This is a genomic window from Marinobacter shengliensis, assembly GCF_030297115.1.
GTDB lineage: Bacteria > Pseudomonadota > Gammaproteobacteria > Pseudomonadales > Oleiphilaceae > Marinobacter > Marinobacter shengliensis.
On sequence record NZ_AP028062.1, the window covers coordinates 4,240,692 to 4,262,860 of the forward strand.

Annotated in this window: 18 protein-coding genes and 1 riboswitch; of the genes, 4 read left to right on the forward strand and 14 right to left on the reverse strand. The window is 58.4% G+C overall.

What is annotated here, in order from left to right; genetic code table 11:
- Positions 1–168: 168 nt before the first annotated feature.
- Both QUE75_RS19415 and QUE75_RS19420 read right to left on the reverse strand, forming a co-directional pair.
- Positions 169–942: a CLCA_X family protein gene (locus QUE75_RS19415; RefSeq protein ID WP_286252680.1), complete on the reverse strand. Its 774-nt coding sequence runs from the start codon at positions 940–942 to the stop codon at positions 169–171.
- Between the two features lie 44 nt (positions 943–986).
- Positions 987–1,991, reverse strand: a complete 1,005-nt coding sequence (locus QUE75_RS19420; protein ID WP_286252682.1) for a 2-hydroxyacid dehydrogenase — start codon at positions 1,989–1,991, stop codon at positions 987–989.
- Between the two features lie 149 nt (positions 1,992–2,140).
- Here QUE75_RS19420 and QUE75_RS19425 point away from each other — a divergent pair, with 149 nt between their 5' ends.
- Positions 2,141–2,734, forward strand: coding sequence for a LysE family translocator (locus QUE75_RS19425; protein ID WP_138436226.1), 594 nt, complete (start codon positions 2,141–2,143; stop codon positions 2,732–2,734).
- Here QUE75_RS19425 and QUE75_RS19430 read toward each other — a convergent pair.
- From QUE75_RS19430 to QUE75_RS19440, 3 genes are read right to left on the reverse strand one after another with little or no spacing between them, the layout of a single operon-like run.
- A complete protein-coding gene (locus QUE75_RS19430; protein WP_396631676.1) occupies positions 2,696–3,556 on the reverse strand; it encodes an AraC family transcriptional regulator in 861 nt (286 codons plus the stop codon). The two genes, QUE75_RS19425 and QUE75_RS19430, sit on opposite strands and share 39 nt — an antisense overlap.
- 57 nt (positions 3,557–3,613) lie before the next feature.
- Entirely contained in the window at positions 3,614–4,672 is a 1,059-nt protein-coding gene (locus QUE75_RS19435; protein ID WP_106694623.1) for a ribonucleotide-diphosphate reductase subunit beta, read from the reverse strand.
- A gap of 28 nt (positions 4,673–4,700) precedes the next feature.
- Positions 4,701–7,457, reverse strand: coding sequence for a ribonucleoside-diphosphate reductase subunit alpha (locus QUE75_RS19440; protein ID WP_061333210.1), 2,757 nt, complete (start codon positions 7,455–7,457; stop codon positions 4,701–4,703).
- A 112-nt stretch (positions 7,458–7,569) separates the two neighbouring features.
- Positions 7,570–7,767: riboswitch (cobalamin riboswitch) on the reverse strand.
- Positions 7,768–7,916: 149 nt separating this feature from the next.
- Between QUE75_RS19440 and QUE75_RS19445 the strand changes: the two genes are divergently transcribed.
- Positions 7,917–8,609, forward strand: coding sequence for a DUF3047 domain-containing protein (locus QUE75_RS19445; RefSeq protein WP_286255735.1), 693 nt, complete (start codon positions 7,917–7,919; stop codon positions 8,607–8,609).
- 60 nt (positions 8,610–8,669) lie between these two features.
- Here QUE75_RS19445 and QUE75_RS19450 read toward each other — a convergent pair whose 3' ends face one another.
- The 9 genes from QUE75_RS19450 to urtA all read right to left on the reverse strand — a co-directional run bounded on the left by QUE75_RS19450 (position 8,670) and on the right by urtA (position 17,578).
- The gene (locus QUE75_RS19450; RefSeq protein WP_061333208.1) at positions 8,670–9,023 is read right to left on the reverse strand and encodes an FmdB family zinc ribbon protein; all 354 of its coding nucleotides are present in this window, start codon (positions 9,021–9,023) and stop codon (positions 8,670–8,672) included.
- Between the two features lie 5 nt (positions 9,024–9,028).
- Positions 9,029–10,261 (reverse strand): formamidase, encoded by a 1,233-nt coding sequence (gene fmdA / locus QUE75_RS19455; protein WP_061333207.1) that lies wholly within the window; start codon positions 10,259–10,261, stop codon positions 9,029–9,031.
- A 101-nt stretch (positions 10,262–10,362) separates the two neighbouring features.
- A complete protein-coding gene (locus QUE75_RS19460) occupies positions 10,363–11,406 on the reverse strand; it encodes an AAA family ATPase (protein WP_286252690.1) in 1,044 nt (347 codons plus the stop codon).
- 15 nt (positions 11,407–11,421) lie between these two features.
- Complete coding sequence (locus tag QUE75_RS19465) at positions 11,422–12,468, reverse strand: aliphatic amidase (RefSeq protein WP_061333205.1); 1,047 nt, start codon at positions 12,466–12,468, stop codon at positions 11,422–11,424.
- Positions 12,469–12,637: 169 nt separating this feature from the next.
- Complete coding sequence (urtE, locus tag QUE75_RS19470; protein ID WP_286252692.1) at positions 12,638–13,327, reverse strand: urea ABC transporter ATP-binding subunit UrtE; 690 nt, start codon at positions 13,325–13,327, stop codon at positions 12,638–12,640.
- A gap of 2 nt (positions 13,328–13,329) precedes the next feature.
- Positions 13,330–14,088, reverse strand: a complete 759-nt coding sequence (gene urtD, locus QUE75_RS19475; RefSeq protein WP_061333203.1) for an urea ABC transporter ATP-binding protein UrtD — start codon at positions 14,086–14,088, stop codon at positions 13,330–13,332.
- Positions 14,088–15,293, reverse strand: coding sequence for an urea ABC transporter permease subunit UrtC (gene urtC, locus QUE75_RS19480; protein WP_286252695.1), 1,206 nt, complete (start codon positions 15,291–15,293; stop codon positions 14,088–14,090). The genes urtD and urtC overlap by 1 nt, the downstream gene beginning before the upstream one ends.
- Before the next feature lie 9 nt (positions 15,294–15,302).
- Positions 15,303–16,229: an urea ABC transporter permease subunit UrtB gene (urtB, locus tag QUE75_RS19485; RefSeq protein ID WP_061333201.1), complete on the reverse strand. Its 927-nt coding sequence runs from the start codon at positions 16,227–16,229 to the stop codon at positions 15,303–15,305.
- Positions 16,230–16,309: 80 nt separating this feature from the next.
- Positions 16,310–17,578: an urea ABC transporter substrate-binding protein gene (gene urtA / locus QUE75_RS19490; protein ID WP_106694616.1), complete on the reverse strand. Its 1,269-nt coding sequence runs from the start codon at positions 17,576–17,578 to the stop codon at positions 16,310–16,312.
- Between the two features lie 310 nt (positions 17,579–17,888).
- Between urtA and QUE75_RS19495 the strand changes: the two genes are divergently transcribed.
- Together QUE75_RS19495 and QUE75_RS19500 are read left to right on the forward strand one after the other, a co-directional pair.
- A complete protein-coding gene (locus tag QUE75_RS19495) occupies positions 17,889–21,272 on the forward strand; it encodes a hybrid sensor histidine kinase/response regulator (protein ID WP_286252700.1) in 3,384 nt (1,127 codons plus the stop codon).
- Entirely contained in the window at positions 21,259–22,164 is a 906-nt protein-coding gene (locus QUE75_RS19500; RefSeq protein ID WP_061333198.1) for a response regulator, read from the forward strand. The genes QUE75_RS19495 and QUE75_RS19500 overlap by 14 nt, the downstream gene beginning before the upstream one ends.
- Positions 22,165–22,169: the final 5 nt, after the last annotated feature.

A 22,169-nucleotide genomic window follows, 5' to 3' on the forward strand; every position in this document is an offset into this window, starting at 1 on the left:
CGGCTACCGCCGGAGTTATACGCCCTCTTTCGAGCCACCCCCTGCTCCTATCCCGGGGCGTATAACTCCGCCCCTCAAAATCCTACTTTTCAACCATATCAGAAGGTTACATATATTTCCCATGCAATTTTCCGGAGTTTTGCGAACGCGTTCGTATAACTCCGGCTGTCATGCTTCTGTTCGCTGCAAGGCCCTGCCCAAGGATTGAAAGTAAGCAAGAAACGCCCGATTGATGCTTTCGCGCTGTGGCCCCTGTGGATAGAGCCCCAACTGGGCCTCTTCGCTTTCTTTGGTGCCTTTCACCAGGAAGGCATTTTTAACGGGGGCGTCCTGAACGAAGGCTTCGAAAGCTCGGGCGCAAAGTTCTTCGGGCCGGCTGTAGTAATGCACGCCGGCGGCTTTGTCGGCCTTGGCTGATTGCCGGAACAGGTCGCTGGGCTGCTCGCCTGCGCTGTCCAGCAGGATGGTGCGGTAGCAGGTTTGCAGTCGGTCGTTCAGGGGGTGTGCGATGGCATCTTCACGGGTTAGCCAGAGTGTGGAGCCAAACTCCGCGTTGGAAGTGTTTGGGAACAATTTGTCCGCTATGTAGTGGTCGAAAGCATGAAACCATTCATGGGCAATACTGCCGGGCCCGGCATTCTTGGCCAGGGCGAAGCTGCGGGTGGCGGGGGTGTAATGGGCGGACACGCCGGGCCGGCCGCCGATGCCGTATTGCAGGGCCAGGCTGCCGCGCAGGGAGATCAGGCTTTCGGTGCCGCCGAGGATGGTCATCAAGTCGCACAGGGCGTCGTAAAACAGTGCGGCGCTGCGCTGCTTTTCCGGTTCGGTTACCCAGCGGCCAATCTCCACGGTTCGGAACTGGAAGCGGCGGCGTACATCAAGGAAGGTAACAGGCGCCCCGGCACGATGGTCGGGGCCCGTTCGATAAAACTGTCTGGACATGGTCGGATTGTACGAGTACGCGGACCGCTTGTCTCAGTGCGCCGTTAACCGGTGGGGGCGGTTACCCGGTTTGCGCATTGCCCGGTCGATTCCAGCTCGGTCAGATTTCCCAGGGTGGTGCGCGCAATGCTCTCCAGGGCGTTGCGGGTGAAAAAGGCCTGGTGGCCGGTGATCACTACGTTGGGGAAGGTCAGCAAGCGCGCAAACACATCGTCTTTCAGAACGATGTTGGACAGGTCTTCGAAAAACAGGTCACCTTCTTCCTCGTACACATCGAGGCCCAGGTAGCCAATCTGTCCGGATTTAAGGCCCTCGATGATCGCGGCGGTATCGACCATGGCGCCCCGGCTGGTGTTGATCAGCATCACGCCCTGTTTCATCTTGGCCACCGCATCCGCGTTGATCAGGTGGTGGGTGTCGGGGGTTAACGGGCAATGCAGGCTGACAATATCGGCCTGGCTGAACAGGTCGTCCAGCGCCACATATTCACCACCCAGTTGTTGAGCTTCCGGGTTGGTATGAAGGTCATGGCAGAGCACCCGGCAGCCAAAGCCGCGCATGATGCGCACTACCTCCAGGCCTATCTGGCCGGTACCCACCACGCCCACGGTTCGCCCTCGCAGGTCGAAGCCCAGCAAACCATCCAGTGCAAAATTACCATCGCGGATGCGGTGGTACGCCCGGTGAATCTGCCGGTTAAGGGTCAGAATCAGGGCGACGGTGTGTTCGGCCACGGCATAGGGTGAGTAAGCGGGTACTCGCACCACGTCGATTCCCAGGCGCTCGGCGGCTTTCAGGTCTACGTTATTGAAGCCCGCACAGCGCAGGGCAACCGCACGGGTGCCGCCTTCGGCCAACTGGCCCAGTACGGCGCCGTCTACCTGATCGTTCACGAAGACACACACCGCATCAAAGCCTTTGGCGAGTGCCGCGGTGGTTGTATTCAACCGGGGTTCCAGAAACACCAGTTCATGCTCTTGGCTGTCCCGGCTGGCCTGCCCAAGGAATTGCTCGTCGTAGGGTTTGGTGCTGAAAACAGCCACTTTCATGGGCTTGGCCTCTTCCGGTCAAGGTGGGTGTGGGGTACTTCAAACATAGATCAAACCCCGGGCTGCAAGCCACCGCAATTTTGTTCAATACCGGTTGTAAGGCACCGTTCACACTGGGTGCCTCCCGTCTTTCTCAGAGTACTCACGTTATGAGCCTGTCCATTATTTTGCCCATGTCGGCCTTCGCCCTGGTGGCGTCTGTTTCGCCGGGGCCGGTCAATCTTGTCTGTCTGAGCAGTGGCACGCGCTATCCGGTGTCTCAGGGCCTGATGTTTGTTACCGGGGCCACTCTCGGTTTTATCGCGCTGTTCATCGCGATTGGCCTTGGCCTGCATTCGCTGTTGGAACATGCGCCCCGGTTTGAACGCTGGTTGAGCTGGGCCGGGGTGGCCTTCCTGCTGTATCTGAGCTACCAACTGGCTACCGCGGATGGCCGCCTCAGCGAGGACGAGGCGCGCCCTGCCCCCGGTTTTGTGACCGGCGCCCTGATGCAGTGGTTAAATCCAAAGGCCTGGCTTGCATCGGTGGCGGGTATCAGCGCCTTCACCGAGGGAGGAGAAACCACCCTGCTCTGGCTGTTTGCGGGGCTGTATCTGCCCATCTGCTGGCTGTCGCTGGCCAGTTGGGTGTATGTCGGGGCCGGGCTTCGCCGGCTGGTACAGCAGCCGCGAATCCTGCGCGCGTTCAACCGGGTTCTGGCGTTGTTACTTGTCGGAAGCTGCGTGTTCCTGCTGCTGGACTGACGGCTGGCGATACTGGTTGGGGGTGGCCGCCACCACGCGCTTGAAGGTTCTCTGGAAATGCGCCTGGTCGGCAAAGCCGGCATTGAGGGCCGCCTCGGCAATGCTGACGCCGCGTTTCAGTTCCGACTGGCCGTGTTGAATGCGACGATTGATCAGGTAGGCGTGGGGCGTTAAGCCATAGGTCTGCCGAAACACCCGAACCAGGTGCCCCGGGCTGTAGCCACTGAGCCGGCAAAGGTCATCCAGCGACACCTCTTCTGTGCAGTGGTTGTCCAGATGGTCGGCAACCGCGGCCAGGGCACCGCAGGGGCGCTGAATGCCCTGAGCCGGTTGTTTCGCCAGGCTCTGCATCAGGTCCAGCAGGTACTCGGCTACGCGGCTTTGCTTTTCCAGCAGGTCCCGCCTGGGGTCCAGCAGGCACTCTGCCATGGCGCAGTAGTCTTGGTACTGGCCGGGGTCGGTGATCACTGCCGTTTCCAGGTGCTGCCAGTCATCGGTTGGCAGCAGGCCAGCTTCAAATCTCAGCCGGGTCAGCCAGTCGGTATCCACATACAGCATCAGGTACGCCCAGGGCTGGTTATCAATGGGGTTGCAGGCGTGGGGCCATTCCGGGTTCATCAATACCAATGTGCCGGCGGTTACATGGTATTGGTCGCTGCGGTACAGAAACGTACTTTCACCGCCGGTAATGGCGCCGATCGACCAGTGCCGGTGGGTGTGCAAGGCATAACAAACCTCGCGCCCATCCGCGACTTTGCGCAATTCCACATGGGGCATGCGGGCATCGCGCCAGAAGATGGGCGTGCGAGGATTGGTCATCATGGTTGCCTCCAGGCGAGCCGGCCAGGCCCGTGCGTATGGCACTAGCCTAGCAGAAACTCACCACTCCAACTGCGCCCCGGTCTGGTATTCAATCACCCGGGTTTCAAAGAAGTTCTTCTCTTTACGCATGGTGGCCTGCTCGTCCAGCCAGGGCGACACGTTCTTGGCACCCGGGAAAGGCTCTTCCAGGCCAACAGTCCTGGCGCGGCGGTTGGCCACGAAGCGGAATTGCTCGCTGTGGTATTCCGCCGAGTAGCCGAGGATGGGGTCACGCAGGATGTAGTTGGCGTAGGCCATCTCGGCCGCTTCGGATTCGTCCCACATGTCGCGCACGGCTTTGGGGTCGAAGGTGATGTTTTCTTCCTCAAGAATCTGATTGACCACTTTCAGGCCGAAGGAGAAGTGCATGGCTTCGTCCCGCAGGATGTACTGCAGTTGCTCCCCGGTGCCGCGCATCAGGCCCCGGCGCTGCAGAGCGAAGATGGGGCTGAAGCCGTTGTAGAACCAGCAGCCCTCAAACACGGCGGCGAAGAACAGGTACGACATGATGAATTCCTGCAGGTCGTCTTTGTTGCGCAGGTTCATGTCGGAGCGCATGGCGGCGTCCAGCCGTCGGTTGGCTACCTGGATCTTGCCGTTGATTTCCGGCACCACCCGGTAGCGGTTGTAGATTTCGCTCTGGTCCAGGTTGAGGGTTTCAATGCAGTGCTGGTAGGTCCAGGTGTGCAGTGCTTCTTCGTACACCTGGCGGGCCTGGTAGATCTGCAGTTCCGGCGCGCTCATTTTCTCCATCACGGCCAGGCCGATGTTGCGCATGGCGAGGATGTCGGAGGTGGTGAGATAGGCCAGTACGTTTTCATACACGTGCTTTTCCGCCGGGCTCAGGCGGTGGTGGTAGTCGTGGACATCCTGGGCCATGTTGACGTCCAGCGGGGTCCAGTGGTTTTTGTTGGCGTTCATGAAGTACTCCCAGGCCCAGGGGTACTTGAACGGCGCCAACTGGTTGATGTCGGTTTCGCCGTTGATGACGCGTTTGTCGTCTACATTCACCGGCGCCGGGCCGGCGCTGGCCGTCGGCTTGTTTTCAGTTTTTGGTTCGTCGTCCCAATCCAGCATGGTTAGGCCTCCAAAGTTAAGTAAGTGGTTACTGACAGGCTTCGCAATCCGGCTCATCAATGCTGCACACCTGGGGTTGCGGCGCTGCCACCGGGGCGGCTTTTTCGGCGCCGGTAGCGCCCAGGGAGCGCAGGTAGTAGGTGGTTTTCAAACCGCGTTCCCAGGCCAGCTGGTACAGGGCGTCCAGCTTTTTGCCGCTAGGTTCGGCCATGTACAGGTTCAGGCTTTGGGCCTGGTCGAGCCATTTCTGGCGCCTTGCCGCGGCTTCTACCAGCCATCTTGGGTCGATTTCGAAGGCGGTGGCGTAGCGGGCTTTCAGCACCGGCGGGATGCGGTCGATCTGTTGCACGCTGCCATCGAAGTATTTGAGGTCGTTCACCATCACGTTGTCCCAAAGGCCTTCGGCTTTGAGGTCGCGCACCAGGGAGGGATTGACCACGGTGAATTCGCCGGAGAGGTTCGATTTCACGAACAGGTTCTGGTACGCCGGTTCGATGGACTGGGAAACCCCAACGATGTTGGAGATGGTGGCGGTGGGGGCGATGGCCATAACGTTGCTGTTGCGCATACCGTTTTTGGCGATCAGCTCACGCACCGGGGTCCAGTCCAGGCGGCTGTTGGTGTTGAGTGACAGGTCCCCTTCCCGGCGGCTGTCTTTCAGCAGGTTGATGGAATCGATGGGCAGGATGCCCTGATCCCACAGGGAACCTTCGTAGGTTTCGTAGGCTCCCCGTTCACCGGCCAGGGTGGCGGAGGCGCGAAGGGCGAAGTAGCTCAATTGCTCCATGGCCACGTCGGCAAACTCCACCGCTTCCGGGCTGGTGTAGGGCAGCCCCAACTGGTAGAGCGCGTCCTGGAAGCCCATCAGGCCCAGGCCCACGGGGCGGTGTTTGAGGTTGGAGTTCTTCGCCTGGGGCACGGCGTAGAAGTTGATGTCGATAACGTTATCGAGCATGCGTACGGCGGTGGTCACGGTGCGTTCCAGGCGCTGTACGTCCAGCTCGCCGTTGGCGATGTGGGCAGCCAGGTTGACCGAGCCGAGGTTGCATACGGCGATTTCGTCGGCGCTGGTGTTCAGGGTGATTTCGGTGCACAGGTTGGAGCTGTGCACTACGCCCTGGTGCTGCTGCGGGGAACGCAGGTTGCAGGGGTCTTTGAAGGTAACCCAGGGGTGGCCGGTTTCAAACAGCACGGTGAGCATTTTGCGCCACAGTTGTTTGGCAGGGATTTTCTTGAACAGTTTGATCTTGCCCTGCTCCGCCAGCGCTTCGTAATGCTCGTAGCGTTCCCGGAAGGCGTTGCCGTAAAGATCGTGCAGGTCTGGGGCATCGCTGGGGGAGAACAGGGTCCAGTCCCGGTCTTCACGCATGCGTTCGATCAGCAAATCCGGCACCCAGTTGGCGGTGTTCATGTCGTGGGTGCGGCGGCGTTCGTCACCGGTGTTTTTGCGCAGCTCCAGGAATTCCTCGATGTCCAGGTGCCAGCTTTCCAGGTAGGCACACACGGCGCCCTTGCGCTTGCCGCCCTGGTTGACCGCCACGGCGGTGTCGTTGACCACTTTCAAAAACGGCACCACGCCCTGGCTCTGGCCGTTGGTACCTTTGATGTGGGAGCCCAGTGCCCGCACCGGAGTCCAGTCGTTGCCCAAGCCGCCGGCCCATTTGGAGAGCAGCGCGTTATCCTTGATGGCGCCGTAGATACCTTCCAGGTCGTCCTGCACGGTGGTCAGGTAGCAGGAGGACAACTGGGAATGGCGGGTGCCGCTGTTGAACAGGGTGGGCGTGCTGGCCATGTAATCAAAGCTGGACAGCAGGTTATAGAATTCGATGGCGCGGGCGTTGGGGTCGTCTTCCCGCAGGGCCAGGCCCATGGCGACACGCATGAAGAACACCTGGGGCAGTTCCAGGCGGGCTTTGTTCCAGTGCAGGAAGTAGCGGTCGTACAGGGTTTGCAGGCCCAGGAAACCGAACTGGTGGTCACGCTCGGGGATGATCGCCGCACCCAGGCGTTCCAAGTCAAAGGCGGCCAGGGCTTCGTCCAGCAATTCGTAGCGGATACCGGCGTGGATGAACGCGCTCAGGGCCTGTGGATAAACCTCTGCCAGCGGCTGGTTGCGGGGCAGGTCCAGGGCCTCGGCGGCTTCCAGGCGAAGCTGTTCCAGCAATAGGCGGGCGGTGACAGCGCTGTAGTCCGGCTCTTGCTCGATACGGCCACGGGCCGTCATGATCAGGGCGGAGAGCACTTCGGTTTCCTCAATACCGTCGTACAGGTTGCGCAGGGCTTCGTCGACCAGGGATTCGCCATCAATGCCCTCCAGGCCGGTGGCAGCCTGTTCTACCTGCAGTTTCATAAGGCCCAAGTCCAGCGGCGCCACGTTGCCGTCGGCTTTTTTCACGGTCAGGTGCGGGTGCGCTTCCATGGGCTCTTCGATGGCGCGCTTGCGGGCGTGTTCTTCCCGGTAGAGCACGTAAGCCCGGGCCACCTTTTGCTCTTCGGCCCGCATCAGGGCCAGTTCCACCTGGTCCTGAATGTCTTCAATATGCACTTTACCGCCGGCTTTCAGGCGCCGGCTGATGGCCTGCACCACCTGTTCGGTTACCCGATGCACGGCGTCGTTGATGCGGGCAGAGCCGGCGGCTTTATCGCCTTCCACGGCCAGGAACGCTTTGGTCACCGCCACACTGATTTTGGCGGGATTGAATCCAACCAGGGTGCCGTTGCGTTTAATAACTTGAAGGGATTGGGTATCGGCGGCCGGGGCTTCGGCCAGAGCGGTGGCAGACATCGTGTTCTCCTGAAGTCGCGTCAGATTCCATTTAGCCTTCGCGAATGCAGGAGCACACCGTGCCTTGTTTCAGGGCAGGGATAACCGATCTGCTCACCTTGAGTCGCGAAGGTGCAGTACTGTTTCCCTGGCAGGTCTTCGGACTCAGGGGCGTGAACCTGTTGGTTCGGCCTTGCGTGGCGACTTCCCGGCGCTTGCCAGTGTCTTGATGCCACGCTCGTTCCCCAATACCGCTGCGCGTCAGTTCCGGATTCTCACCGGATTCCCGACTACCTTTATGCCTGAAGTGATCAGAGAATGATCACAACATATGGTAGTCAACCAAGGATTTGGTCACTATATACGGACTAATAGCCACTGACAAGGCACTTTATTGCAGGCCCGCTGTCTGCCACTGCAGTGGCCCGAAAACAAAAGGACAAGTCTATGAAGCAATCGTCACAGGCAGGCCCGGCATTGATGCTTGCCCTGCTGTTGGCCAGCCCGGCACTGATGGCACAGGAGCCGTTGCTTCAGCCGTTTTCCACGATGAGTTCGTTGTCGGATGGTTGGGAGCCACTGGAATTCCCCAGGATCGACCGGCACACGCGCTATGAGCTGGTCACGGACGACGGTGTTCAGGTGGTCAAGGCGACCGCTGATAACAGCGCCTCCGGCCTGATTGCCCGATTGTCGTTAGAACCCGGCGAATCGCTGATTCTGCGTTGGCAATGGAAGGTGTCCAATGTGTTCGACCGGGGCGATGCCCGGAAAAAGTCCGGCGACGACTACCCGGCGCGAATCTACGTGGCCTTTGAATTCCAGCCCGACAAGGCAGGATTCTTTGAACGGGCCAAGCGCAAAACCGTGGAGGTGATGTTTGGCGAGTCCCTGCCGGGTAATGCCCTGAACTACATCTGGGCCAACCGGTTGCCGGAGCAATCCATTGTCGCCAACGCCTTCACCGACCAGACCATGATGGTGGCGGTCAATTCCGGCCCGGAGCAAACCGGTGAGTGGGTCACGGTGGAACGGGATATTGTGGCAGATTACCGGGAAGCGTTCGGGGAGAATCCCCCGCGTATTGTTGGCGTGGCCATCATGTCGGATGCGGATAATACCGGTGAACGGGCAACAGCGTGGTATCGGGATCTGGTGCTTGAGAGGCCGTGAATTGTGGATCGAAAAAAGGCCCCGTATCGGGGCCAAACACGTGAAACGTCGAATCGGCTGTCAGTGGCTGATCATCCACGGGCGCATCGAGGGAAACATTTTCTTACCGTCCGCGGTATAGAACAGCATGGATTTGCCCGGCTTCGGTGAGCCGCAACCACAACTTCGGCTGTGTTCCTTGTCGTGTGCCCTGCGATCGGCAGTCGAGAACACTGGCTCGTGTTTTGAGCGCTCGTTCCGGTCCTGAGCCGATCGTTTGGCCGGGTCCATGGCGGCAATCTCCGGAGGCAGCACTATGACACGGGGTGACAGCGCCTGGCAGGTCGGGCACTCCGCCGGCTTGGCGCAGTCTTCCATGGTGGCCAGCTGGTGGAACAACCCGTGTTCCCGACATTTGTAGTCATACACAGGCATGGTGCTTACTCCTTGTCTTTCGAAAGGGGCACGTCCATACCGCCACTGACTTTCTTCTGTGGGCCATCAGCTGACGGGTTGATGTCGAAATCAAAGATGCCGGTTGGCAGCCAGAGCGTTGCACAGGCATTGGGAATATCCACCACGCCGCTGATATGCCCCTCCACCGGCGCACACCCAAGGATCGCGTAAGCCTGTGCCCTGCTGTAGCCGAACTTGGTCATGTATTCGATGGCATTCAGGCAGGCCTGGCGATAGGCCACATGCACGTCCAGATAGTGCTGGCCGCCCTCTTCATCCACCGAGATGCCTTCAAAGATCACATAATCGTCGTAGCGGGGCTTGATGGGGCTGGGCTTGAACACCGGGTTCTTGATGCCGTATTTACGCACGCCGTCTTTGATCAGGTTCACCCGCAAGTGAATCCAGCCAGCCATTTCGATGGCCCCACAGAACGTAATTTCACCATCACCCTGGCTGAAGTGCAGATCGCCTACAGACAGTCCTGCGCCATCTACGTAGACCGGAAAATACACTTTGGAGCCACGGGAAAGATCCTTGATGTCGCAGTTGCCGCCATGCTCCCTGGGTGGCACGGTTCGCGCGGCCTCAGCGCCAGCCGCCTTGGCTGCGTCCCCTCTCATCTGGCCCATGTGGGCCGTTTCACCGTTAGGCAGAGTAGCCAACTCCGGCACACGGTCAGGGTCCGTTGCTACCAGGCCCGCTTCCCGCTTGTTCCATGTATCCAGAAGTTCCTTGGAAGGCAGGCAACCAATCAGTCCGGGGTGGATCAACCCGGCAAACTCCACGTTAGGAATATGCCGGGACTTGGTGAACATACCGTTGAAGTCCCAGATCGATTTCTGGGCTTCGGGAAAATGTTCCGTCAGAAAGCCACCGCCGTTCTGCTTGGAGAAGAAACCGTTGAAGCCCCACTGGCTCTCCTCAAACGTACCTATGTCCAGAATGTCGACTTCCAGCAGGTCACCCGGCTCTGCGCCTTCGACGCCAATGGGGCCGGACAGGAAATGCACCTGGCTGAGGTCGACATCACGCACGTCGTCGGCACTGTCGTTGTTCTTGATCTGGCCGCCGGTCCAGTCGTAACACTCCACGATAAAATCGTCACCGGGTTTGACGGTGGCCACCAACGGAATATCCGGGTGCCAGCGGTTGTGGACTTTGTCGTTCTCGTAGGCCGATTTATTCAGATCGATCTTGATGATGGTTTCAGCCATAGCGGGCGCTCCTGTACATTGGCTTGTCTGTTTGAATAACGCCTCTACTATCGGCTGCACGGCATTTCGGGGGTATTCGCCAAATACCCCCGGCGCCTACGTCATTCGACGTATTGGCGAACGCTGACCGCGTGTTTAATCACATCGGCTTCAAAGCGCTGGCTCTCCGGATGGGCCAGCAACGCCCGCGCAACCGCCGGCTCCAGGCGCTGGCGAAATGCCCGTAACATCTCCCGTGCGCCATAACGGCTGTCGTAGCCTCGGCAGAGCTCCCGGCGCAGATTCTCGGACAGAGTCAGTTCTGCTTTTTTGCGGGCCAGGCGCTTGTTCAGCCCCGCCAACTCGATATCCAGCAGCGCGTCCAGCCAGTTGTCGGTGAGGGTGTTGTAGTTCAGGATCTGGTCAATCCGGTTGAGAAACTCCGGATCAAAATGGCGCCGAAGCGCGGCATCCCGAATGGTTTCGCCAGAGCCGGGTGACAGCCCCAGCCACCGGCGCCAGCCTCGCTGATAGCGGTGATGGTGAGCCTCCGCATCCAATGCGCCGGCGTTACTGGTCATGAAGATCAGGGTATTGCGGAAGTCGATTTCTCGATTGCCGGAGGGGAATACCAACCGGCCAGTATCCAGCACGTTCAACAGGGTACGGACTACTTCCTTGCTGGCCTTTTCAATCTCGTCGAACAACACGATGCCGGGCTTGCTGAATGAGCCCTGAACCTTGTCCAGATCGAACAGGCTATGGCCTTCCTTGCTGCCCACGTAACCCGGCGGTGCGCCGGTGAGCGCCGCCGAATAATGTTCCTGTGCCAGGGTATTCATATCGATGCGGCACAGGCCATCGCGGTGGCCATGAATGGCCTCGGCAATCAGCCTTACCGTTTCGGTTTTGCCCACACCGGTCGGGCCAAGAAACAGGTGCACCGCCAGCGGCCGGTTGTCCTCACCTATGTCGGCTTTCACCCGCACCAGCATCGACTCCATCGCCGTGAGCGCCTCATCCTGGCCCACAATGTTTGCTCGCAAACGGGCCATCACAGCCTCAGGCTCGAAGCGAAACCGGGAAGCACGAACCGGGCCTGAGGCGGCCCGGTTCTTGTCATTGTTCTCCCGGTTGGCTTCCAGCCGTTCGTTGATAAACGGCATCTGTGCCTCCCGGGCTTAAGCCCCAGCGGATTTTTCCTTGCCGTCAAACGGCAGCTCGCCCACCGGGCACTCAGCCGTGCCCACGGTTTTGCGGGTCATGGCTTCGACATTCTCCTGCGCCTTCTGCGCATCCATCACCCAGGTGCGGTAGAACTCAAACGGACAATCCGCAATGCCCTTGTCGCCATCGCCGGAGGCATGCACGCCGGTGTAACCCCGATGCAGCAGCTTAAACAAATGGTTCTGGGACTGATCATTCTGGCGGGCATCACGAATCTGACTGACCGAGAGCTGGGCGTACTGCACCCCCATATCCTCCTCACCGCACTCACCCAGAGTGCGACCATCAAAGCCGATGATCGCGGAGTGCCCGAAGTAGGAGTAAACGCCATCAAAACCACTGGCGTTGGCCACTGCCACATAGCAGTTATTGGCCCAGGCCATGCTCTTGGCCATCATGATCTGCTGCTCCTTGGCCGGGTACATATAGCCCTGGCAGCGCACAATCAGCTCCGCACCCTTCATGGCGCAATCCCGCCAGATCTCCGGATAATTGCCATCGTCACAGATGATCAGACTGATCTTCATCCCCTTAGGGCCCTCGGTCACATAGGTGGTGTCGCCGGGATACCAGCCCTCAATCGGACACCAGGGAATGCACTTGCGGTACTTCTGAACAATCTCGCCTTCATTGTTGATCAACACCAGCGTGTTGTAGGGCGCCTTGTTTGGGTGATCCTCATGCCGCTCCCCGGTCAGGGAAAACACCCCCCAGGTATTGGCCTCACGACACGCCGCCGAGAAAATCGCCGTCTCGTCACCCGGGATGGCTGCAGCGGTGTCCATCATCTCGTCATTGTCGTACATGATCCCCATGGTGCTGTACTCCGGAAACACCACCAGATCCATACCCGGCAGCCCCACCTTCATACCCTTGATCATGTCCGCAATCTTACGCGCGTTATCCAACACCTCGGCCTTGCTGTGCAGCCGAGGCATCTTGTAGTTCACCACCGCTACACCGACGGTATCGTTACTGCTGGAAATATCACCGTGTCTCATATTAATCACCCATCAATGCTGAACGTTTACCAAAAAGGTTCGGGGAGAGGCGGTGGGGAGGTCCTTTCGGGACCGTATGCGCCAGGGATGGCGCATCCGAGCCTACACGGACGTATTCACGGCGTGTCCCGAAAGGACCTCTCCACCGACTCGACCTCCCCAAAATGAATTAAACAGCCAGATAACTGGCAATCTTGTCCTGATCCGCCTCCTCCCGAAGCTCCTCATGAACAATGGCGCCCTTCTCGATCACCAGAATCCGATCCGCCGCATCCATCACAAAACTCAACACCTGCTCCGACACCACAATCGACAACCCCCGCTCATCGCGAATACGGCGAAGGGTCTTGGCAATGTCCTTGATGATGTTGGGCTGAATACCCTCAGTCGGTTCATCCAGCAGCAACACCTTGGGCCGGGTAGCCAGCGCCCGGGCGATCGCCAGCTGTTGCTGCTGTCCACCAGACAGGTTGCCGCCCCGGCGATGCAGCATTTCCTTCAGCACCGGAAACAGCTCATAAAGGTCCTCAGGAATCTTCTTCTCCCCGACCGCAGCCAGGCCGGTCTCAATGTTCTCCTTCACGGTCAGGGTCGGAAAAATCATCCGGCCCTGGGGCACAAAGCCGATCCCTGCCCTCACCCGCTGGAAACTCTTAAGGTTGGAAAGATCCGCACCATCCAGCAGGAGCTGCCCACCTCTGGTCGGCGTCATACCCACCAGGGACTTCATCAACGTGGTCTTGCCCATACCATTGCGGCCAACCACGGCAACGATCTCATTCCTACCAATCTCAAGGTCCAGGTTCTCGATGATGTTGCTCTGGCCATAGGCCACCGAATGTTGTTTGACGCTCAGCATGATCAATGCCCCAGGTAGACTTCGATGACTTTCGGGTCCGATTTCACGTGTTCGATGGACCCCTCTGACAACACCTTGCCCTGGTGCATCACTGTTACCCGGTCAGCAATGTCACCCACGAACTGCATGTCGTGTTCGATCACCAGCACCGTGTGTTCACGGGTAATCACTTTCAGTAACTCGGCAGTTTTCTTGCGCTCCACCACCGACATGCCCGCTACGGGTTCATCCAACATGATCAGCTTCGGCTTCTGAATCAGCAGCATGCCGATTTCAAGCCACTGCTTCTGACCATGACTAAGCAAAGACGCCGGCTGCTCAAGCATGTCTTCAAGAAAAATGGTTCGGGCAACCGATTCAATTTCCTCCACCACCGCAAGGTCCCGCTTGAACGCCAGGGCGCCCATCACCGAGTGGCCCTGGGGGTAAGACACTTCGAGATTCTCGAACACGGTGAGGTCTTCAAACACCGAGGGGGTCTGGAATTTACGCCCAACCCCAGAATGCACAATCTGGTGCTCTTTCATCTTTGTCAGCTCCCGCCCCTGGAAGCGAATGGAGCCTGACGTGGCCCGGGTTTTCCCGCAGATCAGGTCCAGCACCGTGGTTTTACCCGCACCATTGGGGCCGATGATCACCCGGATTTCGTTTGGGTCCAGGTAGAAGGACAGGTCGTCTACCGCTTTAAAGCCGTCGAACGATACGGTCAGTCCCTCTACCGCCAACAAAAAGTCCTTACTTTTGCTTTTGGCTGCTTTCATCAGGATTTCTCCGGGCTGTACTGGTCAATGAGCGTGTCGTATTCCTTGCCCCGTTCCCCAGGGGTTTGGGCCGGCGCTGTTGCCTTGGCTTTCTGGCTACCATCGGTCTTTGGCTTGCGTCTGAACAAACGCTCCTCCAGAGGCATCACGTAAGTCTGGTACAGGCCTGCAAGACCATTGGGGAAGGCCAGAACAACGCCAATAAACAGCGCACCCATGGCAAAGGGCCACAGTTCTGGAAAGGATTCGGAAAACCCACTCTTGGCGGCGTTGACCAGTAGCGCACCGTAGACGGCTCCAAGGATGGAAAGACGGCCACCCAGGGCACAGAAGATCACCATCTCGATCGAAGCCACGATGCCGATGAACGAGGGCGACATGAAGCCGACACTCAAGGTAAACAGCGCGCCGCCGATGCCCGCAAAAGCCGCAGCCAGGCAAAACACGAAGATTTTGAAGGCGGCCACGTCGTAGCCGGAAAATCTGACGCGATTTTCCTGGGTATTCATCGCCACCAGGATGCGCCCGAGTTTGCGCTTCTGGATCAGGCGGGCAGCGAACAGGCAGACGAACAACAGCGCAACCGTTACGAAGTAGAGGGCCGTTTTCGCTTCATCGGTACGGATGTCCCAACCCATCAGGGTTCTAAGGTCGGTGATGCCGTTGATGCCGCCGGTGTAACCCTGCTGACCAATGATCAGGATGGTCAGGATGGCGGCGATGGCCTGGGTGATGATGGCAAAGTAGACGCCACCCACACGCCGGGTGAACATGGCAACGCCGATAATGAGAGCCAGCAGAACCGGAACCCCGATCACGGCAATCAGGGTGAAGGCGAAGCTGTTGAACGGCTCCCAGAACCAGGGCAAAGCGGTGATCTGGTTCCAGTCCATGAAGTCTGGGATGCCGGGCGTTGACTGTATGGCCGTCGCTTCCGGCGTTGAGGCCTCAAGCTTGAGGTACATCGCCATGCAGTAGCCGCCAAGCCCGAAAAAAACGCCCTGTCCCAGGCTGAGAATGCCTGCTTTACCCCAACACATCACCAGGCCAATGGCCACAAAGGCGTAGGTCAGGTACTTGCCGACCATATTCAATCGGAAGGCATCGAGCATGACCGGCAAAACAACCACCAGTAACAGCGCCAACGCCAGATAGTACAGCCCCTCTCGGGAGGCAAACCATTTCACAACGGGTGAGTCTTTCATGACGGTCTCCTAGCGACGAATCTTCAGGGCCATAAGTCCTTCCGGGCGCAGCATGAGAATGCCGACAACCACCAGAAGCGTGAGTACCTTGGCCATCGAACCACTCAGGAAGAACTCGAGGGTGGACTGGGCCTGAGAGATGCCAAACGCAGACACAATGGTGCCAATCAGGCTCTGTGCACCGCCAAAGACCACCACCAGGAAGGTGTCCACGATGTAGGCCTGGCCGGACGATGGGCCAGTCGAGCCGATCATGGTGAAGGCCGCGCCGGCAATACCCGCAATCCCGCAGCCCAGGGCAAACGTGGCCCTGTCGACACCGGCACTGTTGATGCCCACGGCTTCGGCCATGGGCCGGTTCTGGACCACGGCCCTTACCTTTTTGCCCCAACCGGATCGGTACATCAGGAAGTAAACGGCTATGGCGATGGACAGCGCGATGATCATCACAAACAGCCCGTTAATGGGCAGATCCACCATGTCGGTGACCTGGATTGATCCCATCATCCAATCCGGCAGGGTGACCCCTACTTCCCGGGCGCCGAAAATCGTGCGGTAGGCTTGCTGGAGAATCAGGCTCAGGCCCCAGGTCGCCAACAACGTATCCAGCGGCCGCCTGTACAGATGCCTGACCATGGCCCATTCGACAAAGGCCCCCAGCGCCGCGCACACCAGAAAGGCAAAGAGCATGGCGACGAAGAAATAGCCCCCGAACAAACCGGGCAGATAACTCTGAAAAGCACTGGAGGTCAGGTAGGTGGTATAGGCACCGAGGATCATGAATTCCCCGTGAGCCATATTGATCACCCCCATCTGACCAAAAATGATCGCCAGGCCGAGTGCCATCAGCACAAACACTGAAAACAGGGACAGCCCGGCAAACCCCTGCATGGCAAATATCGACATCAATTCACTGGTGGTGTAGCCATCAAACATGACCCTTACTCCCTAGAGATAACGCACCCAACCGTTCGGAAAACCGGCGGCCGGCGCCCCTTGGCACCGGCCAGCCGTGCTTACTGGTAACCTTCCGGGAAAGGATCTGGCTCCATCAGGTCTTCTGTTTCGTAGACCACTTTGTACTGGCCATTGCGCTGGGCGTTGCCAATACGGGTCTTGGACCAGAGGTGATGGTTTTCGTGGATGCGGACATAACCTTCCGGGGCTTTGGTGAACTCAATGCCCGGTGAGGCTTCACGCACTTTGTCGACATCGAAAGAGCCGGCCTTCTCGACAGCCATCTTCCACAGCCAGGGGCCAAGGTAGGCAGCCTGGGTAACATCACCGATGACCATGTCATCACCCCAGGCTTCTTTGAACGCGGCCACAAATTCCTGGTTGTTGGGGTTATCCAGGCTCTGGAAGTACTTCATGGAGGCATAGATGCCCTCCACGTTTTCACCACCGATGCCCCGGATTTCGTCTTCAGTGACAGAGATGGTCAGCAACAGCGGGCTTTCCTTGGTGAAATCAATACCAGCGGCTTTCATCTGTTTGTAGAAGGCAACGTTGGAGCCGCCCACAACCGACGCAAAAATAACATCGGGCTTACGCAACTTGATCTTGTTGATGACCGAGTTGAACTGGGTATGGCCCAGCGGGTAATACTCCTCGCCGACTACCTTCAATCCCAGCTTGTCGATGTGTTTGCGAGCGATCTTGTTGGAGGTGCGGGGCCAGATGTAGTCCGAACCCAGCAGGTAGAAGGTTTTGGCGCCCTTCTCTTCAACCGCCCAATCGATACTGGCCAGGATTTGCTGAGTGGCTTCCTGCCCGGTGTAGATCACGTTCGGTGATTGCTCCAGGCCCTCGTAGAACGTGGGGTAGTACAGCATGCCATTGAACTGTTCGATTACCGGCAGGATGGCTTTCCGGGAAGCGGAGGTCCAGGCACCAAAAATGGCCGCGACATTGTCCTGGCGCAGCAGCTTGCGGGATTTCTCCGCGAAGGTGGGCCAGTCACTGGCGCCGTCTTCCTGCACGAACTCGATCTGCCGGCCCAGCACACCGCCGGAGGCGTTGATCTGTTCAATGGCCAGTTTCTCGGCCTGTACTGAACCGATTTCACTGATCGCCATGGTGCCGGTGATGGAGTGCAGTATGCCAACCTTGACGGTGTCGTCTGTCACCGCAAGCCCAGTGGTATTCACCTCGGAGGTGGGGGGTGTGGCCGCCTGTGCCGATGTGGCCAGCATCATGGATGCTGCCAGCGTCATGAGCTTCTTGCGAAGCCCGGTTCCCTTGCCGAATGACCGCCCGTTGGCGGTTGAATCTGTCGTGCCCATGGTTATTCCTCGCAGTGTTGGTATGCCGGTACCGCACTTCAACGAACGAAGCACAGCGCCCACGACAAACATTCTGCTCAGGCACTGACACAGAGCCCATTCGGCAATCACCCCAGCGGCCTACGTCATTTGACGCATTCCTGTCACGGGCTCAGCAGGCTAAAACGCGAAGACGAAAGCAATAATGTCAGGCGCGATTCCTTATCCGCACCATCACATGGCATGGATCTTGTTCCAGCTGTCAAAGACGGTGCTGCCAACCCGGTAGTTGCACCAAAAAGTCGCGCTCTGTACCAGAAGGCAAGGCACTATGGCCGCAAGACAGAATATTTTTCGGGTCCGGCGTCGTTACAACCAGTGGGTTGCCAACCAGACCCTGGAGGATTACGCGCTTCGCTTCACCGCCAAGAGCGCCCGCCGTTGGTCGGCTGCCAGGGTCAGTCATACCGCCCTGGGTGCCATATCCTTTCTGGCCATGGAAGCGATCGGCGGTGCCATTACCCTGCACTACGGCTTCGACAATGCCGTAGCGGCTATTCTGGCGGTCAGCCTGGTGATCTTTCTGACCGCCATACCTATCAGCTACTACGCGGCGCGATATGGCGTCGACATAGATCTGCTCACCCGTGGCGCCGGTTTCGGCTACATTGGCTCCACCATTACCTCGTTGATCTACGCCAGCTTCACCTTCATCTTTTTTGCCATCGAAGCGGCCATTATGGCCATGGCCCTGGAAATGCTATTCGGCATTCCTCTGGTGCTGGGCTACCTGATCTGTTCGGTGGTGATCATTCCCTTGGTTACCCATGGCATAACTACCATCAGCCGCTTCCAGGTCTGGACTCAGCCCGCCTTTATCGTGCTGCAACTGTTGCCCTTTGTTTTCATCATTTATGCCGATGCGTCATCGGTCAGTGACTGGACCCAGTTTGGCGGTGTCGGTGTATCGGAAGGTCAGGGTTTCAATGTGCTCATGTTTGGCGCTGCCGCCGCCGTGGTTTTCTCGCTGATTGCCCAGATTGGCGAGCAGGTTGATTACCTGCGTTTTATTCCCGAGCCCCAGACGCCAAAGGATAAACGCCGCTGGTGGCTAGCGGTGATGGCCGGTGGCCCTGGCTGGATTGTGATCGGGATGATAAAAATCCTGGCAGGCTCTTTTTTGGCCGTGTTGGCACTGAATCAGGGCATTCCCGCCAGCGAAGCCGCCGATCCTACCCACATGTACCTGGTCGCGTTCAGTTACGTGACCCATTCCCCGGAAATCTCCCTGGCGTTCGCGGGTATCTTCGTCATTCTGTGTCAGATCAAGATCAACGTAACCAACGCCTACGCCGGCTCCATTGCCTGGTCGAATTTCTTCTCCCGGCTCACCCACAGCCACCCCGGCCGCGTGGTCTGGCTCGTGTTCAATGTGGCTATCGCGCTGCTGGTGATGGAACTGGGGGTGTATCGGGCTCTGGAGGAAACACTTGGGTTCTACGGCATCGTCGCCATTGCCTGGGTCGGTGCTCTGGTGGCCGATCTGGTGATCAACAAACCGCTTGGGCTGAGCCCCGCCCACATCGAGTTCAAACGGGCACACCTTTACGACATCAATCCGGTGGGTGTCGGGGCGATGATCACCGCCTCCCTGGTAGGTGTTGTCTGCCACTCCGGCACGATTGGCCCCTATGCCCAGGCACTCTCGCATTTCATCGCCCTGGCGGTCGCCCTGGTCATGGCCCCGGTTATTGCCTGGCGCACCGGCGGCCGTTTCTATACCGCGCGCCCATTCACACCGATCGCTACCGATCACCAGCTGGTGCAGTGCAGCATCTGCGAGCACGCCTTTGAGCCGGAAGACGTGACCCACTGCCCCGCTTATGCGGGCACCATCTGTTCCCTGTGTTGCTCACTCGACGCTCGATGCGACGATGTCTGCAAACCCGGTGGGGGCTATAAGGAACAGCTTCAGCTGTTTCTGGGCAAATTCGTTCCCGATTACCTGCTGGTTCGCCTGCGATCACGCCTCGGTCATTTTCTGAGTTTGTTGTTATTGATCAACGGCTTGTCGGGCCTGCTGCTATCTCTGATCTATTTCAAGACCCCAGTCGCGACGAGCGCGGAAGGCATCCTGCTGTCGGTAACCCTCTGGAAGGTCTTTTTCATTCTGGTCATCGTGACCGGAGTGATTTGTTGGCTGTTCGTTCTGGCCCACGAAAGCCGGGTGGTCGCAGAGGAGGAATCCCGGCGCCAAACCCGATTGCTGACCGAAGAAATTGTCGCGCACGAGAGAACCGATCAGGCTCTGCAGCAGGCCAAGGAACAGGCCGATGCGGCCAACCTGGCGAAAAGCCGTTACCTCACGGGCATCAGCCATGAGTTGCGCTCTCCACTCAATGCCATTCTGGGTTATGCCCAACTGATGGCGAACGACGACGACATCCCCGCCCACCGCAAGGAGGCACTGGGTGTGATTCATCGTAACGGCGAACACCTTGCCGATCTGATCGAGGGTCTGCTGGATATCTCCAAAATCGAGGCGGGCCGCCTGGACTTGCACCGAGACCAGGTGCGGATTGAAGTTCTGATGGAGCAGTTGGTCACGATGTTCCGTTTGCAGGCCGAGGAAAAAGGACTGGCCTTTGAATACCATTGCCCGTTGCCACTTCCCGAGCGGGTAACCGCCGATGAGAAACGTCTCCGACAGATCCTGATCAATCTGCTGTCGAATGCCATCAAATACACGGATCACGGCCGGGTGTGCCTGACACTCCGCTATCGGAGCCAGGTGGCAGAATTCACCGTGCAGGATACCGGTGAAGGCATTGCCGAAGCCGACATCGAACGGATCTTCCGTCCGTTCGAACGGGTTCGTTCCGCGGGGCAGAGCCGGATAGGAACAGGGCTGGGGCTGACCATTACCCGATTGCTGACCGAAATCATGGGGGGAGACATATCGGTTACCAGCACCCCCGGAAAAGGCAGCACCTTCAAGGTCAGCCTGATGCTATCCAGCCTGCATGAGGTTACCCCCCGCTCCATAACCGCACCTGCCCGGCGGATCTACGGCTACCACGGCACCCGGCGTAAAGTGCTCATCGTGGATGATGATCTGTCGCACCGCCAGGTCATTCGAGCCATGCTGTCGCCTCTTGGGTTTGACGTTGGCGACATGGGGAATTCTCTGCTGGTCTCACAACAGGTCAGCAGCGACCGGCCGGATCTGATCCTGCTTGATGTATCCATGCCTGGGCTTAACGGTTGGGAGATCCTTCAACAACTCAGAGATGCCCAACACCACATGCCAGTCATCATGATCTCCGCCGACGCCAACGAAGGCCAGCACTCACCGGGTTCGCCCCACCTGCATGATGGCTACATCATCAAGCCAGTTCGCCTGAATCTGCTGCTGGATACTATCGGCGAAGTGCTAAACATAGCATGGCGCTTCAAACCCAGCCCGGACCCGCTCGCTGCACTTGAGCCTCCGGCGCAAGCTGAACTGACGTTACCAGGATTCGAGGAATGCCAGGTTCTGATGTCGCTGGCCCGAATCGGTCACCGCAAGGGGCTGCTTGAGGCTTTGAGCGAGCTTAAACACAGCGGCAAAGCTGACAACAACTTCACAACCGAACTGACAAAACTCACCAACGAATTTCAGTTTGAGAAAATTTTTGCGTTACTTGAGGTACCCGAACATGAGTCTGCCTGAACAGAAAAAAACCGTGGTCATGGTCGTGGATGATGCCGTCGATTCGATCCGGATGATCAGTGACGCCCTGGAGGAAGCAGGCATGACGGTTCTTGTAGCGTTGGAAGGTGGGCAGGCACTTACTATCAGTCAGAACATCGTGCCAGACATCGTTCTTATGGACGCCCTGATGCCCCACATGGACGGCTTTGAGACCTGTCGCAGGCTGAAGGAAAATCCGGCGTTCGCCGACATTCCGATCGTGTTCATGACCGGTCTCAGCGATACCGAACACGTAGTGATGGGGCTTGGTTCCGGCGGCGTCGACTACATTACCAAACCCATCAATACCACCGAATTGCTGGCCCGTATGCAAGTGCATCTGGCGAACGCACGCATGACACGAAGTGCTCGCTCAGCACTGGACCGGGCCGGCCAGAATCTGTTTTCCGTCAATGCCAGCGGTGAATTGCTCTGGGGAACGCCACAGGTTTACCGAATACTGCCGGGTAACGAAGACCCGGAACAGGAGTCCCTGCGAAAACAGATTGAAGTCTGGCTTACTCGCCAACCGGAACCGGGGCATGCCCTCCCCATCCGGCTTGCAGATACTCCGCGTTCCATCGAGTTCCTGGCGCTGATTGATGAGAGAGAATACCTGTTGAGGATTAAAACACCTCAGAACCCGCACAGTTCGGCGACGGCACTACGAGAGGCCTTTGAACTCACACTCAGAGAATCCGATGTGCTGTTGTGGATTGCCAACGGCAAAACCAATCGGGAAATCGGTCAGATTCTGGACATGAGCCCACGCACGGTGAACAAACACCTGGAACAGGTTTTTCGGAAAATGGGCGTGGAAAACCGGACGGCCGCAGCTGCAAACGCAATACGGGTGCTGGCCATCAGCTAGTGTCC